General features: G+C 54.4%; 15 protein-coding genes and 1 pseudogene. 10 read left to right on the top strand and 6 right to left on the bottom strand.

Annotated elements, in window-relative coordinates; translation table 11 throughout:
* The first annotated feature begins 82 nt into the window (after window positions 1–82).
* Window positions 83–1738, top strand: coding sequence for an alpha-keto acid decarboxylase family protein (locus OGX93_RS19460; protein WP_200029217.1), 1656 nt, complete (start codon window positions 83–85; stop codon window positions 1736–1738).
* 13 nt (window positions 1739–1751) lie between these two features.
* On the opposite strand, the gene OGX93_RS19455 is transcribed toward OGX93_RS19460, so the two are convergent.
* Window positions 1752–2987: an ion channel protein gene (locus OGX93_RS19455; RefSeq protein ID WP_153257750.1), complete on the bottom strand. Its 1236-nt coding sequence runs from the start codon at window positions 2985–2987 to the stop codon at window positions 1752–1754.
* A gap of 204 nt (window positions 2988–3191) precedes the next feature.
* Between OGX93_RS19455 and glk the strand changes: the two genes are divergently transcribed.
* The 6 genes from glk (at window position 3192) to ptsP (ending at window position 10660) form a co-directional block, all read left to right on the top strand.
* Entirely contained in the window at window positions 3192–4157 is a 966-nt protein-coding gene (glk, locus tag OGX93_RS19450) for a glucokinase (RefSeq protein ID WP_049011635.1), read from the top strand.
* Between the two features lie 247 nt (window positions 4158–4404).
* Complete coding sequence (locus OGX93_RS19445) at window positions 4405–4731, top strand: PTS fructose transporter subunit IIB (RefSeq protein ID WP_047462211.1); 327 nt, start codon at window positions 4405–4407, stop codon at window positions 4729–4731.
* 20 nt (window positions 4732–4751) lie between these two features.
* On the top strand, window positions 4752–5999 hold the full coding sequence (locus OGX93_RS19440) for a PTS fructose transporter subunit IIC (RefSeq protein ID WP_047462213.1): 1248 nt from the start codon (window positions 4752–4754) through the stop codon (window positions 5997–5999).
* 16 nt (window positions 6000–6015) lie between these two features.
* Window positions 6016–7101: an aminopeptidase gene (gene ypdF, locus OGX93_RS19435; protein WP_049011636.1), complete on the top strand. Its 1086-nt coding sequence runs from the start codon at window positions 6016–6018 to the stop codon at window positions 7099–7101.
* Entirely contained in the window at window positions 7101–8138 is a 1038-nt protein-coding gene (gene ypdE / locus OGX93_RS19430; RefSeq protein ID WP_047462219.1) for an aminopeptidase, read from the top strand. Before ypdF ends, ypdE begins: the two co-directional genes overlap by 1 nt.
* 26 nt (window positions 8139–8164) lie before the next feature.
* Complete coding sequence (ptsP, locus tag OGX93_RS19425; protein WP_286449817.1) at window positions 8165–10660, top strand: phosphoenolpyruvate--protein phosphotransferase; 2496 nt, start codon at window positions 8165–8167, stop codon at window positions 10658–10660.
* A gap of 95 nt (window positions 10661–10755) precedes the next feature.
* On the opposite strand, the gene OGX93_RS19420 is transcribed toward ptsP, so the two are convergent.
* From OGX93_RS19420 to ypdA, 3 genes are read right to left on the bottom strand one after another with little or no spacing between them, the layout of a single operon-like run.
* Window positions 10756–11613: an AraC family transcriptional regulator gene (locus OGX93_RS19420; RefSeq protein WP_286449816.1), complete on the bottom strand. Its 858-nt coding sequence runs from the start codon at window positions 11611–11613 to the stop codon at window positions 10756–10758.
* Between the two features lie 14 nt (window positions 11614–11627).
* Complete coding sequence (gene ypdB / locus OGX93_RS19415; RefSeq protein WP_012131403.1) at window positions 11628–12362, bottom strand: two-component system response regulator YpdB; 735 nt, start codon at window positions 12360–12362, stop codon at window positions 11628–11630.
* 14 nt (window positions 12363–12376) lie between these two features.
* Window positions 12377–14074 carry a two-component system sensor histidine kinase YpdA gene (gene ypdA, locus OGX93_RS19410; protein WP_283313163.1) on the bottom strand — a complete coding sequence of 566 codons (1698 nt, stop codon included), beginning with the start codon at window positions 14072–14074 and terminating at the stop codon, window positions 12377–12379.
* Window positions 14075–14463: 389 nt separating this feature from the next.
* Here ypdA and alaC point away from each other — a divergent pair, with 389 nt between their 5' ends.
* Window positions 14464–15702, top strand: a complete 1239-nt coding sequence (alaC, locus tag OGX93_RS19405) for an alanine transaminase (protein ID WP_012131405.1) — start codon at window positions 14464–14466, stop codon at window positions 15700–15702.
* Window positions 15703–15753: 51 nt separating this feature from the next.
* On the opposite strand, the gene ypdK is transcribed toward alaC, so the two are convergent.
* Complete coding sequence (ypdK, locus tag OGX93_RS19400) at window positions 15754–15825, bottom strand: membrane protein YpdK (RefSeq protein WP_010723117.1); 72 nt, start codon at window positions 15823–15825, stop codon at window positions 15754–15756.
* A 378-nt stretch (window positions 15826–16203) separates the two neighbouring features.
* Window positions 16204–17124, bottom strand: coding sequence for a kdo(2)-lipid IV(A) palmitoleoyltransferase (gene lpxP, locus OGX93_RS19395; RefSeq protein ID WP_101744049.1), 921 nt, complete (start codon window positions 17122–17124; stop codon window positions 16204–16206).
* A gap of 147 nt (window positions 17125–17271) precedes the next feature.
* Here lpxP and OGX93_RS19390 point away from each other — a divergent pair, with 147 nt between their 5' ends.
* Window positions 17272–17490 carry a hypothetical protein gene (locus OGX93_RS19390; protein WP_200075592.1) on the top strand — a complete coding sequence of 73 codons (219 nt, stop codon included), beginning with the start codon at window positions 17272–17274 and terminating at the stop codon, window positions 17488–17490.
* Window positions 17491–17814: 324 nt separating this feature from the next.
* A pseudogene (locus OGX93_RS22300) lies at window positions 17815–18438 on the top strand (hypothetical protein); the annotation flags it as partial.
* Window positions 18439–18513: the final 75 nt, after the last annotated feature.

Raw genomic sequence — 18513 nt, 5'->3', positions numbered from 1 at the left:
CCCCTTTTGCAGCAGCTTTTCTGGACAGCTATCACAGTTCTTTAATACTCAACATGAGGTTACCGTCAGAAGGATAGCTGTCATGCAAACCCCATATTCCGTTGCGGATTACCTGCTGGACAGACTGGCAGGCTGCGGTATCGGGCATCTTTTTGGTGTGCCGGGCGATTATAATTTGCAGTTTCTTGACCATGTGATTGCGCATCGTGACGTATGCTGGGTAGGGTGCGCGAATGAGCTGAATGCCGCCTATGCGGCTGATGGCTACGCCCGGTTAGCCGGGGCAGGGGCGTTGTTGACCACTTTCGGCGTAGGGGAGTTAAGCGCGCTTAATGGCCTGGCGGGAAGCTACGCAGAGTACGTTCCCGTGCTGCATATTGTCGGCGCGCCATGCAGCGGCGCACAGCGGCGGGGCGAACTGATGCATCACACTCTCGGCGATGGCGACTTTCAGCATTTTTACCGTATAAGCCAGGCTGTAACGGCCGCCAGCGCCGTGTTGAATGAACAGAACGCCTGTTATGAAATCGACCGCGTATTACGCGAAATGCTGACGATGCGCAGACCCGGCTATCTGATGTTACCGGCGGATGTGGCAAAACGACCTGCTGTCCCTCCTGTAAACGTTCTCACACCTGACCGTGCTGAAGGGGAAAATGACACGGTGGCGGCGTTTCGCTATCGCGCGCGCCAGCGGCTGATGAACAGCCCGCGCGTGGCGCTGCTGGCAGACTTTCTCGCCTTGCGTTTTGGCTTGCAGCCAGTTTTACAACGCTGGATGGCGGAAACGCCAATAGCGCACGCGACGCTGCTCATGGGCAAAGGGCTGTTTGATGAGCAGCACCCGAATTTTGTCGGTACATACAGCGCCGGAGCCAGCAGTGAATCGGTGCGTCAGGCGATTGAAGAGGCTGATACCGTTATCTGCGTTGGCACCCGGTTTGTCGATACGCTGACGGCGGGCTTCACACAGCAACTGCCGCAGGAACGCACGATTGAAATCCAGCCGCATGCTTCGCGCGTCGGGAATAGCTGGTTCAGCGGTCTGTCGATGGAGCAGGCGGTCACTACGTTGCGCGAGTTATGTCTGGAACTTTCATTTTCGCCTCCTCCGACCCCGGCGCATGCGCCCGGCGGCCATATTGAGAAGGGGACGCTGACGCAAGAAAACTTCTGGCATACGGTACAGGCGTACCTGCTGCCGGGCGATATTATCCTTGCCGATCAGGGAACCGCCGCGTTTGGTGCGGCGGATCTTTCACTGCCTGCTGGCGCGGACGTGCTGGTGCAACCGCTTTGGGGATCAATCGGCTATGCTTTGCCCGCCGCCTTTGGCGCGCAAACCGCCTGCCCGGAACGGCGAGTGATTCTGATTACCGGAGACGGCGCGGCGCAGCTGACGATTCAGGAACTGGGGTCGATGATGCGGGATGGACAGTCGCCGGTCATTCTGCTGCTCAATAACGATGGCTATACCGTGGAGCGCGCCATTCATGGGGCGAACCAGCGTTATAACGATATCGCCGGATGGAACTGGACGCAGGTTCCGCAGGCGCTCAGTGCGAACTGTCAGGCGGAGTGCTGGCGGGTAACGCAGGCTATCCAGCTGGAGGAAGTGCTGGCGCGCCTGAAATCCCCGCAGCGGCTTTCGCTGATTGAGGTCGTGCTGCCGAAAGCCGATTTGCCGGAATTGCTGCGTACCGTCACCCGCGCGCTGGAATCGCGCAACGGGGAGTAAACGCGGTGGCCGGTTATCTGTCGTGGCGGTTGACGGCCATCATTGGCTTGCCTGCCAGCAGGAGCCAGGCGGGAAGCATAACGATGCACAACAGCGGAAGCAGGGTGGTGTCCGGTACGACGACTGCGGCCATAAACAGACTCAGCCAGCCGTCACGGGTTACGACCAGCATCAGCCCCAGAATCGCGCATGAGACGGTGATTGCCGCCGGAACCGCTTCAACATGCGCGTGCAGCATCAGACCCAGCGCCACGCCCACAAAGACCGCCGGGAAGATACGCCCGCCCCGGAAACCGCAGGCGGCGGCGATAACCAGCGCACCCAGCTTAACGATCGCCAGCATAAAGTAGTCCGTGGCGCCCAGCGTCTGGCTGAACGCCAGCTGCTGCATCTCGTCCAGTCCTTTAAAGAGAGTCAGCGGCCCGCCCAATACGCCCAGAATCCCCAGCATAAAACCACCGATACCGAGAATAAGTACCGGATTTTTCAGACGATGCACCAACGAATGCAGACGTGGTAAACACCATACCGCCACCATACCCGCCGCAATCGCAATGGCCGCCACCACTGCGCCGCTGAAAATATCGCTCAGCCGCATTTGCGTGTAGTGCGCAATCGGCAAGGAGAAGTGCGGATGGAAGAACAGGCTGGTGGTTAACGATCCCGCGGCTGCCGCCATCAGCGGAGCGAACAGACGATCCCACAAGGGCGTATCGTCAGAGCTGTTCAGGGTTTGCGAGAAAATCAGCGCAGCGGCGACAGGGGTGCCGAACAGCGCGCCGATAGTGCCTGCGGAAGCCAGGATCGTCCAGTCCAGCGCCCCTATGCGTGGGAAAAGGCGCGCGCCGATAGCGACGGCCAGCGCGATATTCACCGCCATAATGGGATGCTCCGGCCCCAGGCTTACTCCACCTGCCAGGCCGAGAATGAGCGCGATCAGCAGGCCCGGAAGCGCGACAGGGCTCATCGGCGCGCCGATCAGCGGTTCGGTCGCCGGGTCCGGGCCCGCATGCCCAGGGCTGTAGCGGATGACAAGCCCGACCATGATCCCGGTAAACGTGAGCATGCCGATAATCCAGACGGGGGAATCATGGGCAATGCCTAGGCCGATGGGGATTTGCTCCCACAGCAGGCGCTGTAAAACGGAGGCGACTTTCATCACGGCGATCAATACCAGACTGGAGGCAATGCCAATAATGAGTGCGGGAAGCGATAATAACAGCATCGTTCTGGCTCGCGGATGGAGCATGATCTATTCCTTAATACTGAGTCATATGCTTAGTTTGCACAGCCTGCCCGACGGCATCGCTGCAAATGGTGCTGAAACGATAAAGTAATTATGTGATGCAGATCGATATTTTTGGGGAGCTCGCCTTTCGACCGTTGTTGTTATGCCCCCATGAATTTACAGTGTGGCAAAGATTTATTCTGACTTTAGCGGAGCAGTAGAAGAATGACAAAATATGCTTTAGTAGGTGATGTAGGCGGCACCAACGCGCGTCTTGCTCTGTGCGATATGACCAGCGGGGAGATTTCGCAGGCGAAAACCTATTCCGGGCTGGACTATCCGAGCCTCGAAGCAGTGGTGCGCGTGTATCTGGACGAGCATAGCGCCAGGGTGGAAGACGGCTGTATCGCTATCGCCTGCCCGATCACCGGTGACTGGGTGGCGATGACCAACCACACCTGGGCATTTTCTATTGCGGAGATGAAAAAGAACCTTGGCTTTAGCCATCTGGAAATCATCAACGATTTTACCGCCGTGTCGATGGCGATCCCGATGCTGCGCAAAGAGCATCTGATCCAGTTCGGCGGCGCGGAACCGGTTGCCGGCAAACCGATTGCCGTTTACGGCGCCGGAACCGGATTAGGGGTGGCGCACCTGGTTCATGTCGATAAACGCTGGATCAGCCTGCCGGGCGAGGGTGGTCACGTTGACTTCGCGCCGAACAGCGAAGAGGAAGGCATTATTCTCGAAGAACTGCGTGCGGAAATTGGTCACGTCTCCGCCGAGCGCGTGTTGTCGGGGCCTGGGCTGGTGAATCTGTATCGCGCTATCGTCAAATCTGATGGCCGTCTGCCGGAAAATCTGCAACCGAAGGATATTACCGAACGCGCGCTGGCGGATACCTGCATTGACTCTCGTCGTGCGCTGTCGCTGTTTTGCGTCATTATGGGCCGTTTTGGCGGTAATCTGGCGTTGACGCTGGGCACGTTTGGCGGCGTCTACATTGCGGGCGGCATCGTGCCGCGCTTCCTGGAGTTCTTTAAAGCCTCCGGCTTTCGTGGCGGGTTTGAAGACAAAGGCCGTTTTAAAGCCTACGTTCAGGATATTCCGGTTTACCTGATTGTGCATGATAATCCCGGTCTGCTCGGCTCCGGCGCGCATCTGCGCCAGACGTTAGGGCAAATTCTGTAATTGAAGATCGGCAGGCCTGATACGCGTTAGCGCCATCAGGCAGGGCATGACAGTCGTTGCCTGCATTATCCGGCCTTAAACCGCGTCACTGACGCGGTTTTTTTGTGCCCGTCGCCGACCTTTCCGACGCCCGTCACATTTCTGTTTAACGGGATTATTTGTCCAGTAAAAGCATTATTTGTCTGATAACAATGCGCAGGCTCTCACCGCCATAATTTCTCTCGTTAACTATCTGGAGGAGTCTGTTATGGCGAAAAAACTCATTGCTGTTTGCGCATGCCCGATGGGGCTGGCCCACACATTTATGGCGGCTCAGGCGCTGGAAGAGGCGGCGGTTGAAGCGGGATACGAGGTGAAAATTGAAACCCAGGGGGCGGACGGCATCCAGAATCGCCTGACGGCGCAGGATATCGCTGAGGCGACGCTAATCATCCATTCCGTTGCCGTTACCCCCGAAGACAATGAACGGTTTGAGTCGCGCGATGTGTATGAAATTACGCTCCAGGACGCGATAAAAAACGCCGCCGGTATCATTAAAGAAATCGAAGAGATGATTGCGGCAGAGCAACAATAATTTTCGACAGGGATACACATATGGCCATTAAAAAACGCAGTGCAACCGTTGTGCCTGGCGCATCCGGTGCGGCAGCGGCAATAAAAACCCCTCCGGCCTCCCGTAACAGCTTCTGGGGCGAACTTCCGCAGCACGTCATGTCGGGTATTTCGCGCATGGTGCCCACGTTAATCATGGGTGGGGTGATTCTCGCTTTCAGCCAGCTGATTGCCTATAGCTGGCTGAAAATTCCCGCAGATACCGGCATCATGGATGCGCTGAATAGCGGAAAATTCGACGGTTTTAACCTCTCATTACTGAAATTCGCCTGGCTATCGCAATCCTTTGGCGGCGTGTTGTTTGGCTTTGCGATTCCAATGTTCGCGGCGTTTGTCGCTAACTCTATCGGCGGTAAGCTGGCCTTTCCCGCAGGATTCATCGGCGGCTTAATGTCCACCCAGCCAACCCAGATACTGAATTTTGACCCGGCCAGCCTGCAATGGGTAACGACCGCGCCCGTACCGTCAACGTTCATCGGGGCGCTGATTATCTCGATTGTCGCGGGCTATCTGGTGAAGTGGATGAATCAAAAAATCCAGTTGCCTGATTTCTTACTGGCCTTCAAAACCACCTTTTTGCTGCCCATTTTGTCCGCCATTTTTGTGATGCTGGCGATGTACTACGTGATCACGCCGTTTGGCGGATGGATCAACGGCGGTATCCGCACGCTGCTGACGGCGGCGGGTGAAAAAGGAACGCTGATGTATGCGATGGGGATCTCGGCGGCAACGGCGATCGACCTCGGCGGCCCGATTAACAAGGCCGCAGGATTTGTCGCTTTTAGTTTCACTACCGATCACGTTTTACCCGTCACTGCGCGTTCTATCGCGATTGTGATCCCGCCGATTGGTCTGGGGCTGGCAACGATTCTCGATCGTCGCTTAACCGGTAAGCGTCTGTTTAACGCGCAACTGTATCCGCAAGGCAAAACCGCGATGTTCCTGGCGTTTATGGGGATCAGCGAGGGGGCGATTCCTTTCGCGCTGGAAAGCCCGATCACGGCAATCCCTTCGTATATGGTGGGCGCGATTGTCGGCTCGACAACCGCCGTCTGGCTGGGCGCCGTGCAGTGGTTCCCTGAGTCTGCGATTTGGGCATGGCCGCTGGTGAGCAATCTTGGCGTCTATATGGCGGGGATCGTGTTAGGGGCGGTGATCACGGCGCTGATGGTCGTTTTCCTGCGTCACATGATGTATCGCAGAGGCAAACTGCTGATTGAAAGCCTCTGAAAAAAGGACTGACATCATGACGTTACGTGCATCGCTTCGCCAGTGGCTGGTGGAACAACGCCTGGATGCGGTATTGATTTCATCCCGGCAGAACAAGCAACCGCATTTGGGGATTTCCAGCAGCGCCGGGTTTGTTTTTATCACGCATAAAAGCGCGCATCTGCTGGTGGATGGCCGCTATTACGCTGACGTTGAAGCGCGAGCGCATGGCGATCAACTGCATCTGTTGGCCGGGTCGCAGACGCTGACTTCCATTGTGAACCAGATAATCGACGACGAGCAATTGCAGGTCATTGGTTTTGAAGGCGCGCAGGTGAGTTGGGATTGCGCGCAACGCTGGCAGGAAAGGCTGCGGGCGAAGCTGGTGAGCGCGTCGCCGGACGCGCTGCGACAGATCAAAACGGCACAGGAAATAGCGTTGATACGCGAGGCCTGCCGGATTGCCGATTGCAGCGCGGAGCATATCCGCCGTTTTATTCGCCCCGGTCTTCGCGAACGAGAAATTGCCGCGGAGCTGGAGTGGTTTATGCGCCAGCAGGGGGCGGAAAAAGCCTCTTTTGACACCATCGTCGCCAGCGGCTGGCGTGGGGCGTTACCCCACGGTAAAGCCAGCGAAAAAATCGTCGTGGCGGGTGAATTTATTACCCTGGATTTTGGGGCGCAATATCAGGGGTATTGTTCGGATATGACGCGAACATTCCTCGTGAGCGGGCAGGATGCGCCCGTCGCATCTCATCCGCTGTTCGCCATTTACCAGACGGTTCTTGAGGCGCAGCAGGCGGCGATTGCCGCCATTCGTCCGGGCGTGTGCTGCCAGGCGGTGGATGCTGCGGCTCGTCGGGTGATTGAGGCGGCGGGCTATGGCGATTATTTTGGCCACAACACCGGGCACGCTATCGGCATTGAGGTGCATGAAGCGCCGCGCTTTTCACCAACGGATACCACCCGACTTGCCGCAGGCATGTTGCTGACCGTAGAGCCGGGCATTTACCTGCCGGGGCAGGGCGGCGTGCGTATTGAAGATGTCGTACTGGTCACGGAAGACGGCGCGGAAGTGCTCTACACGATGCCGAAAACAGTATTGCTCACGGGAGAAGCATAATGGATTTATCGCTGTTAAAAGCCCTGAGCGAGGCGGATGCCATTGCCTCCTCAGAGCAGGAAGTGCGCCAGATCTTACTGGAGGAAGCGGATCGTCTGCACAAAGAGGTGCGTTTTGACGGGCTGGGATCGGTGCTGATCCGCCTTAATGAGTCCGATGGGCCGAAAGTGATGATCTGCGCTCACATGGATGAGGTGGGGTTTATTGTGCGCAGTATCTCGTCGGAAGGGGCGATCGATGTGTTGCCGGTCGGCAACGTGCGTATGGCGGCCCGTCAGCTCCAGCCCGTGCGTATTACCACGCGGGAAGACAGTAAAATTCCCGGTTTGCTGGATGGCGAGCGTAATGGAAATGAGGTTGGCGCCTTGCGGGTCGATATTGGCGCACGCTCATATGATGAGGTGATCCAGGCGGGCGTTCGACCTGGCGATCGCGTCACTTTTGACTCTGCGTTTCAGGTGCTGCCACACCAGCGGGTAATGGGGAAAGCGTTTGATGACCGACTGGGGTGCTACTTGTTGATCATGCTGCTGCGTGAATGGCATGACGCAGCGCTGCCCGCCGAGGTCTGGCTGGTAGCCAGCTCCAGCGAAGAGGTCGGGTTACGCGGCGGGCAAACGGCCGCTCGCGCGGTTGCTCCCGATATCGCTATCGTGCTGGACACCGCCTGCTGGGCGAAAAACTTTGATTATGGCGCGGCGAATCATCGGCAGATCGGTAAAGGGCCGATGCTGGTGCTTGCCGATAAGTCGCTCATCGCGCCGCCCAAACTGACCGCCTGGGTTGAAAGCGTCGCCAGTGACTCCGGTCTGCCGCTGCAACTGGATATGTTCAGTAATGGAGGGACGGATGGCGGAGCGGTGCATTTGACCGGGACGGGAACCCCGACGGTGGTTATTGGGCCCGCCACGCGTCACGGGCATTGCGCCGCGTCCATTGCGGATTGCCGCGACATTATCCACACGCAGCAACTTTTATCGGCACTTATTACCCGTCTTACGCGTGAGACCGTCGTTCATCTTACGGATTTCAGATGAGCGTCTTGCGTTAATCAGGAGTTGTTATGTTAACGATTCAATTTCTTTGCCCGTTGCCAAATGGCCTGCATGCGCGTCCGGCGTGGGAACTAAAAGAGCAGTGTAGCCAGTGGCAAAGCGAGGTGACGTTTATTAACCATCGCCAGAATGCGCGCGCGGACGCGAAAAGCTCGCTGGCGCTGATCGGCACCGGAACGCTGTTTAACGACAGTTGCAGTCTGAACATTAACGGCAGTGATGAAGAGCAGGCCAGGCGTTCTCTGGAGACCTATCTCCAGCACCGGTTTATCGACAGTGACAGCGTTCAGCCGACCTCTGCGGAACTGGCGGCGCATCCGCTGCCGCGCTCGCTGGTTCGACTGAATCCCGATTTACTGTATGGCGCGGTATTGGCTAACGGCGTCGGCGCTGGCGCGCTCACGTTGTGGCAAAACGATAATCTGGAGGCGTATCGCGCAATTCCGGCCAGCGCGGAAGACAGCACCCGGCTTGAACATAGCCTGGCGACGCTGGCGGAGCAGCTTAATCAACAGCTTCGCGAACGTGACGGTGAAAGTAAAACGATCCTTAGCGCCCATCTGTCGCTGATCCAGGATGACGAGTTTGCGGGAAACATTCGTCGCCTGATGGACGAGCAGCACAAGGGGCTGGGCGCGGCGATTATCGCCAATATGGAGCAGGTGTGCGACAAGCTGTCGTCCTCCGCAAGCGACTACTTACGCGAGCGGGTAAGCGATATTCGTGATATTAGCGAACAGTTGCTGCATATCACCTGGCCGGAACGACGCCCGCGTAATACGTTGATTCTTGAACAGCCGACCATTCTGGTGGCGGAAGATCTGACGCCGAGCCAGTTCCTGAGCCTCGATTTGCAGCACCTGTCCGGCATGATTCTGGAGAAAACCGGCAGAACGTCGCACACGCTGATTCTGGCGCGCGCATCCGCGATTCCGGTGCTCAGCGGGCTGCCCCTGGACGCGCTCAGTCGCTATGCCGGGCAACCTGCGGTGCTGGATGCCCAGTGCGGCGTGCTGGCGATTAACCCGAACGCCGCCGTCTGCGGATATTACGCCATTGCGCAGCAACTGGCGGATAAGCGTCAACAGCAACAGGCGAGAGAAGCGTCTTTGCCTGCTTTCTCCCGGGATAATCAGCGTCTTGATATCGCCGCCAATATTGGTACGGCGCTGGAAGCGCCGGGCGCGTTTGCCAATGGCGCGGAAGGCATCGGTCTGTTCCGCACCGAAATGTTGTTCATGGATCGCGACAGCGCCCCTGACGAACAGGAACAGTTTGAGGCCTACCAGCAGGTACTGCTGGCGGCGGGAGAGAAGCCGGTTATTTTTCGCACGATGGACATTGGCGGCGATAAAAATATTCGCTATCTCAATATCCCGCAGGAAGAGAACCCTTTCCTCGGCTATCGCGCCGTGCGTATTTATCCTGAGTTTGCCGGGCTGTTTCGCACGCAGCTTCGCGCTATTTTGCGTGCGGCAACCTTTGGTCAGGCGCAACTGATGATCCCGATGGTGCACAGTCTCGATCAGATCCTGTGGGTTAAAAGCGAGCTGCAAAAAGCGATCGTGGAACTCAAAAGAGACGGGCTGCGCCATGCTGCAACGATCCCGCTGGGGATTATGGTGGAAGTTCCGTCGGTCTGTTACATCATCGATCACTTCTGCGATGAGGTGGATTTCTTTAGCATCGGCTCGAACGATATGACCCAGTATCTGTATGCCGTCGATCGTAATAATCCGCGCGTCTCGCCGCTGTATAACCCGATTACGCCGTCATTTCTGCGCATGTTGCAGCAGATCGTCCGCACGGCGCATCAGCACGGAAAATGGGTGGGGATTTGCGGCGAGCTGGGCGGTGAAAGCCGATATTTACCGTTACTGCTGGGGCTGGAACTGGATGAATTAAGCATGAGCAGCCCGCGAATCCCTGGCGTGAAAAGCCAGCTGCGGCAGATGGACAGCCAGGCGTGCCGGGCGCTTGCGGCGCAGGCCTGTGAGTGTCGTAGCGCAGAGGAGATTGAAACGCTGTTGAATCAATTTGCGCCGCAAAAAGACGTGCGTCCGCTGCTGGCGCTGGAAAATATCTTTGTGGGCGAGTCATTGAGCAACAAAGAGCAGGTGATTCAGTTTCTTTGCGGCAATCTCGGCGTAAACGGGCGTACTGAGCATCCGTTTGAGCTGGAAGAGGATGTCTGGCAACGCGAGGAGATTGTCACGACTGCCGTCGGTTTTGGCGTGGCGATCCCGCATACCAAATCACAGTGGATACGCCATTCCAGCATCAGCATTGCGCGGCTGGCGCGCCCTGTTGACTGGCAGTCGGAGATGGGCGAGGTTGAGCTGGTGATTATGTTGACGCTGGGCGCTGATGAAGGGATTAACCATGTGAAAGTCTTTTCGCAGCTGGCGCGTAAGCTGGTGAATAAAAACTTCCGTCAGTCGCTGTTCGCCGCTCAGGATGCCGAAAGTCTTCTGGCGCTGCTGGAGGCGGAACTGACGTTTTGAATCTGCGTGTCTGAGTGAATGCCCGGTGGCGCTTCGCTTACCGGGCCTACGTGTACGCCCAATTATTCGTTTTACGTGTACGCCGCATCCGGCGGTTAACCCTGAAAACGCGCGCTGTACTCTCCCGGCGTCAGGCCAAACTGCCGACGAAACAGGCGGCAAAAATAATCGCTGTCGTGGTATCCACAACGTTCCGCCACCTCGCTAATCGACAGATGGTACTTCTGCAAAATGATGCGCGCCTTCGCCATTCGCACCCAGCGAACATACTCGACAAAACTCATGGTGCCGTGCTGGGTGAACAGTTTTGATAAGTGATTCGGCGTGATATTGAAAAACTGCGCCACGCTTTCCCGCGTCAGCGGCCGGGCGTAGTTGTCCTGCACCCAGTTGCACATACTGTGATAGAGAAATTCCGAGCGCGGGCGGCGTGAGTCCGGGCGAGTATTGACCACGCTACGGCACAGATGCAGCAGGCTGAGAACCAGAGGCTGAATAATATCCTGCGCCTGAGGCGAGCGGCTCAGATGGGTCAGAGCCGTGAGCATGGCTTCCCCTTCGCCGCGCTGCTGGTGCGCTAACTCAATGCGTCGCACCGGGCGTAACAGGGAAGCGGTACGGTTATCGTAAAACGATAATCCTAACCAGGCCGGGGCAAACACCAGACTTAACAGCATCACCGGTTTATCGCTACCGGGCAGGTTTGCCGCCCTGGCGGGGATGAACAGCATCTCACCCTCCGTCAGGGCGTGCTGTTTTTTTTCGAGCAGGTTGCTGTATTCTCCGCGCAATACGATGTCGAGACGCGGTAAATCAATACACAGGCTGCCTGTGGGGAGAGCGGTATGTTGCGTGGCAAACCAGACGCGTCCCAGTCGCTGCGGGTTTAACACCAGGCCGCTGAACAGATCGGCAAAAAACTGTTGGTCTGCGGGCAAGCCTGGCTCTTTCATCACCTAATCCTGCGTCATAAATGCATTAACTGCCTGAACTCTTTCACTTTACTCCGACTGACCGGGATTTCAAATTCCAGATCTTTGAGCCGCAGGATGTACGTGTTGTTAAACCAGGGTTCGATTTCGCGGATCTTGTTCAAATTCACACAAAATGAGCGGTGGCAGCGAAAGAAATGCGACGCTGGCAGTTTGCTGCAAAACTCGGTGATATTCATCGGCATGACATACGATTCCCGCCGCGTGTAGACAAACGTCATCTTTTCATGCGCTTCGGCGTAATAGATATCGTTGATCGGCGTGACGATAATGCGTTCGTCTTTGATCAGATTGATGGTGTCGTTTTCACGGGCGACAGGGCTGCCGGGAACGGCGACGACCTGCTGCTGTTGCCAGGCGGCCTCCAGTTTTTGCAGCATCCCCACGATGCGTGATTCCTGGTACGGCTTCAGAATGTAGTCAAATGCTTCCAGTTCAAACGCCTCTACCGCGTGCTCTTTCCATGCGGTAATAAACACAATAAACGGCTTATGGGCGAACTGGCTGATGTTTTGCGCCAGCAGTACGCCATCCAGCGAAGGAATATTGATGTCCAGAAAAATGGCGTCAACGCGGTTATGCTGTAGAAATTTGAGCACGTCCAGACCGTCGTCAAACGTACCGACAATCTCCATCTGGCTATGCTCTTTTATCAGCCAGCTTAATTCTTGCTGGGCCAGGAATTCATCTTCAACGATGATGACTTTCACTACTCATCTCCGGGTTAAAGCAATAACGTTGCCGGTGCGGCGGCAGGGGAGCGCTGATTGGGAACATAAAAGGCGATTTCGGTGCCCGGTTCCAGACGGCGGATGTGCAGCCCTTCACCGTATAACAGCTTAACGCGATGATGGACATTCAGCAGGCCGATTTTATTTCCCGGCATTTCATTCGCCTTCACCCGCTCAATTACTTTAGGATCAATACCGTGGCCGGTATCCCTGACGGCGATTCGCACACGGTTGCCGCATTCGGCGACGCTGATGGTCACCACGCCTTTCCCTTTACAGGGCTGAATGCCGTGGACGATTGCATTCTCTACCAGCGGCTGAATAAGCAGGCTGGGAATGCAGCAGTTCACCTCTTCATCAATATCATAAATGACGGTCAGCTTGTCGCCAAAACGAGCCTGCTCAATGGCGATGTAGTCCTTGATTTGATACAGTTCCTTTTTGATGTCAATTTGCTCATCATCTTTTAATTCAATGTTATAGCGCAGATAGCGTGACAGATTAAAAATGAGCTGGCGTGCGGTGTCCGGGTTGAGCCGAATGGATGACGAAATGGCGTTCAGCGCATTAAACAGGAAATGGGGATTAATTTTACTTTGCAGCGCTCGCAGCTCTGCCTTATTTGCCATTTCCCGCAGTTGCTCCGCGCGGGACACTTCCAGTTGGGTGGAGATAATCTGCGACAGGCCGATCGCCATCTCTTGCAGGGAAGAGGTGATCTGATGCGCGTGGCAGTAGTAGATTTTTAGCGTCCCGGTCACTACGCCCTTTTCCCATAATGGGATGACCAACATTGAGTGTATTTCCGGCGTGCGGTGCGCTTCATCATTGTTTTTAATGATGATTTTCCCGTAATTGATGGCCTGTTGCGTGGTCGGGCTGACAAAATCATCGTTATTGCGGTAGTTGGTTTCCCCCACGCCGACATAGGCCAGAACGTGTTCGGTATTAGTGATTGCTACCGCGTCGGCATGGATATCATGACGGATGATTTCGCACACCTGGCGGAGTGATTCGCTGTTGACCTGGCGAAAGAGCGGCAACGTTTTGTTGGCGATATCCAGCGCCAGCTTGGCCTGCCGCGCGGCGCTGGCCTCTTTCTCGCCCTCTACGCTTTGAACCAGCAGCACGATAAAACCGATACATACGCTGCCGAGGATCATCGGGATACCGATTTTGGACACGATATCTACGCCCAGCGCGATGGTCGGCGCCCAGACAATGACCAGAATCATGGTCAAGGTTTCACAAAGCATCCCGCCCAAAATACCTACGCGCCAGTGCTGTGCTTTTGGGATTTTCCGGTTTATCCAGCCCGCGATACATCCCGCCAGAATACTGGTGACAAAGCACGGTACGGCAGTGACCCCGCCAATATCGATAAGGTAGCGGTGAATACCGGCGATCACACCCGTAATGATCCCGACCCACGGGCCAAACAAAATGCCCCCGGACATCACGGCGATGATGCGAACATTCACCAGTGAGCCTTCGACCGGCACGCCGGACCAGGTGCTGAACAGGGCGAACATCGAGAAAATTGCGGTAACGGCGAGCAGCTCTTTTGGGGAGTGCGCTGACTTATGCAACAGTTCGCGAAACAGGCGGATACGGATGAGGAAAAACAGACAGAACAGCATTAGCGCTGCCCGGTCAAATACCGCCAGCAGCATGTTGAATATTTCGTGCACGGGTGACTCTTGTGACTGGGTTAAACCACTATGATAGGTAACCCGCACCCATATGACCAGCCCGCTGATGCGGCGCTGTTAATGAGGAAAAACCATAATATTAAAAGGGGATTGATCTTTTGTTAGAGAAATGACAAGACCTCACCAGGATGAGGAACGCCTTAAGGTAATTTTATTGATATCAAAATGTTAATTAATTGATAGTTGTTATGGGCGGTATTTTGCTGAGTATTCCCGTTTTCTTTTTAGTATTCCCCTTTTAAGCCGATGAAAAATATTTTCGTTTGCCTCTCGACAGGAGGATTTTTTTCAGGCTATTTTCTAAGCATGCCACGGTCGTGGCAGCGTCGCTCGGACGGTCCGGGCGCTAACGTGAATCTGAGGATACTATGGCTGATACCCGCCCTGAACGTCGCTTTACGCGTATTGATCGTCTCCCTCCCTACGTTTTTAACATTACCGCTGAGCTGAAGATGGCTGCGCGTCGGCGCGGCGAAGATATTATTGACTTCAGCATGGGGAACCCGGATGGGGCAACGCCTCCTCATATCGTCGAGAAACTCTGTACGGTGGCTCAACGCCCGGATACGCATGGTTACTCGACCTCACGCGGGATCCCGCGTTTACGCCGGGCGATCTCCCGCTGGTATCAGGAACGTTACGACGTGGATATCGATCCAGAAACGGAAGCGATCGTCACTATTGGTTCGAAAGAAGGGTTAGCGCACCTGATGCTGGCAACCCTCGATCATGGCGATACCGTGCTGGTGCCGAACCCCAGTTATCCCATCCATATTTATGGCGCCGTCATCGCCGGCGCGCAGGTACGTTCGGTTCCGCTGGTGGAAGGCGTGGATTTCTTCAACGAGCTGGAACGTGCGATCCGTGAAAGCTACCCGAAACCGAAGATGATGATTCTTGGTTTCCCCTCCAACCCGACGGCACAGTGCGTTGAGTTAGAATTCTTCGAAAAAGTGGTTGCGCTGGCCAAACGCTACGACGTGCTGGTGGTTCACGATCTGGCCTATGCCGATATCGTATATGACGGCTGGAAAGCGCCGTCAATTATGCAGGTGCCGGGCGCGCGCGACGTGGCGGTGGAGTTTTTCACCCTGTCGAAAAGTTACAACATGGCGGGCTGGCGCATTGGCTTTATGGTGGGCAACCAGACGTTAGTCAGCGCGCTGTCGCGGATTAAGAGCTACCACGATTACGGAACCTTCACGCCGTTACAGGTGGCGGCGATTGCCGCGCTGGAAGGCGATCAACAGTGCGTGCGTGATATCGCTGAGCAGTATAAACGTCGCCGCGACGTACTGGTGAAAGGCTTGCATGAAGCCGGATGGATGGTCGAAATGCCAAAAGCCTCGATGTATGTCTGGGCAAAAATACCGGAGCAGTACGCGGCAATGGGGTCGCTGGAATTTGCGAAAAAGCTGCTCAACGACGCCAAAGTGTGTGTGTCACCGGGGATCGGTTTCGGCGACTACGGCGACACCCATGTGCGTTTCGCGCTGATAGAAAACCGGGATCGTATACGTCAGGCGATCAGAGGCATTAAGACCATGTTCCGTGCAGACGGCCTGCTGCCTGCGGGGGCGAAATCGGTAACAGAAGGTACCGAGTAGAAAAGCAAACAGGAGCCATCTGGCTCCTGTTTTTTGCTGCATCTTCTCAATTTAGATCATCAGGGCAAAAGTACCGGCCCAAACGATGACCATAAATGAAATGCCCATAAAGAAATATTTCACGTTTCATCTCTCCGCGTCGCTTTAAGCACGCCTAAATGAACTTAAATTTACCTGTGTATAGAGAGCTGGTGCCCGCCAGAATGAGATTGAGAATGTTCTCCGTCTTTCTTGTGGCATCACCTCAGAATTCTGTGCGTTATTGCTCCAGACGGCGCTAATGTACGCCTAAAAATGAGGCGAGACAAGAGGCATTTTTTTATTTACTTTTAGTAACTTACAACTGTCGTGATTCGGCGACAGTTTAATTTCTGACGGTAATAAATTGCTATTCAGCGACGCTATTGCTGTTCAGAAAAAGTCACATAAAAACCAGATGGTTAACAGGGATATTGGAAGGAAAGATAGCGCCGGGCAATAAAAAAGGCCTTGCGGCCTTTTTTAAACATACAACGATGCTTCCCCTAAAGGGCGCGTTTTGAAACGACGATGGATCCAGAGATATTGCTCAGGTGCGCGCATAATCTCTTTCTCAATAATCTTGTTCATATAGGCTGCCGCCTGGTTCTCTTCTTCCGGGTAGCCTTCCATTTCTGGCGTGATGTACAGACGATAACCTGAGTTATCACCTTTTCTGATCATGGTGACGGTCAGCATCGCTGCACCGGAAAGGCGGGATAACACATAGGTGCCGTTAGTCGTTGCGACATCTTTGACCGCGAAGAAGGGGGCAAATGAACTGCCTTTACGGCCGTAATCCTGATCCGGGGCGAACCATACGGCTTCACCTTTTTTCAGCGCGCCGACGATGCCGCGCAGATTGTTGCGCCCAATCATCGCTTTATTTGAACGCATGCGACCCCGCGTCTGAACCCACTCCATCAGCGAGTTATTGTGCGGGCGGTATGTCGCCATCATCGGCTGGCACAGCCCCATGACCCGACCGCCTAATTCCAGCGACATAAAGTGGACGCCAACGACCATCACACCGCGTTTTTGCGCTTGCGCCTGCATGAGGTTATCCAGACCGTCCACATCAAACCATTTACGTACCCGCTTATCAGGCCAGAACCACGCCATACCTGTTTCAATAAGTGCCATTCCGAGGGAGTGGAAGTTCTCCACTATCATCTTTTCCCTTTCTTCCGGCATCAGATTGGGGAAGCAAAGCTCAAGATTCTTACGGGCGATGGATTCGCGACGTTTCAGAAAGGGACGGGCAAGTCTGCCGGTTCGCGTACCCAGGAAGCGTAAAACGGGGTAGGGAAGCAACACCAGTAACCAGAGTACAGTAAGACCAAACCAGGTAAGCCAGTAGCGCGGGTGCAGTAGCGCACGAGAAAATTTGCATTGTGGGAACATAAATACCCTCTGTTGATACGAACAATATGTATCGCAGAAGATTCATTGTCCGCAGCGGTACACTCACGATAGTTAGGCCATCATGTACGACAATGGTTCCTGTAAAGAGTGTAAAGCTTAGTCAGGACAAAACCACGAGGGGCATGAATGCTTGGACAACTAATGTACCACCGGGGGATTAATATCAGCCAGAAATTATTAATTAAGATGCGTAAATATTTTTTGATGGGGGTGAAGGATGACGCGAATGTGCTGCTTGTCATGGCATTACCCACATCACACAGTCTGAAATATCAGGTACTGACACTGCATTTCCACTCTTCCTCTTATTTTATTCATTTTTCTGTTTTTCATGCTGAAATATAAGGTTTTTTTATTGATATTTTTTAAATTTCCGATCGCCGGTGACGATCGATCTATGTATTTTTGATTGTTATTTCCTATTGAAATTGTGATATTGATCGTTTTTGTCGATCTAATTGATATTTTGTATAATAATAGTACTCCTCTGAGTAGGGGTTTGTTTCTGCTTCGCAGCTTAACTGACTTTTATTCTGGTTACGGCTTTTACATCTGCGTCATAGCCCAGGCATTACCTGGGGTGGATGAGCTCCCGTCAGCGTAGCTCGTATCCTGCTATAGCAGAGTTTAAGTATTCATGATTAACCGTGAGCTTAAAGTTGGTCTCTTATGCAACTGAGTAAAGTGTTTCTTGCTGTTGTTTCTGCGTTATGCGCAACAAACGCGGTGGCGACAAATATCAACAATAATCAGGAACGCACAATTGATTATTTATGGAGTGATACCTCTCCCACGAATGTAGGATATGAAACTAACGGTATCCTGAATATTATTCGTGGTGGTGAAGTACAAACTGATTTATTAAAGATTGGCAGAGCCGGTTCCAACGGAATCGTAAATGTTGTCGATGGTGGAAAATTGACAATCAGGGCTTCCAGTTATTCTTATCCTTTAGATATTGGCGGTACAACAGATGTTTCCAGTACTCAAAGCAAGGGGGGGACTGGTACGTTCAATGTTTCTGGTGAGGGGAGTATCGTTACTGTATCTGTGGGAACCAGTGCCATGCAGGTTGGCGCTGGCGCCGGAAGCGGTGTACTGAATATCACTGATGGCGGTAAATTTTATCATGAAGATCCGAGCATATCATTCGGTGGAATATGGATTGGTGGACGAAGAGCAACATCTGCGGAGACTTTTGGCATCGTTAATGTTGACGGTAAAGGAAGTGAGCTCAGGACTGCCAGTCGAATTATTGTTGGAACATATGGCTCTGGAAGCCTCATCACATCGAATGGCGGGGTTACTCGCGCCGAAGCTACTATTCAGGTAGGAAACCAGGCGGAAACGAAGGTCTACGATAACCTG

The sequence above is a fragment of the Citrobacter sp. CK195 genome (assembly GCF_030333365.1).
Taxonomy (GTDB): Bacteria; Pseudomonadota; Gammaproteobacteria; order Enterobacterales; family Enterobacteriaceae; genus Citrobacter_B; species Citrobacter_B koseri.
The sequence above is the reverse complement of the archived record's forward strand: the minus strand, read 5'-3'. Positions and strand labels throughout refer to the sequence as shown.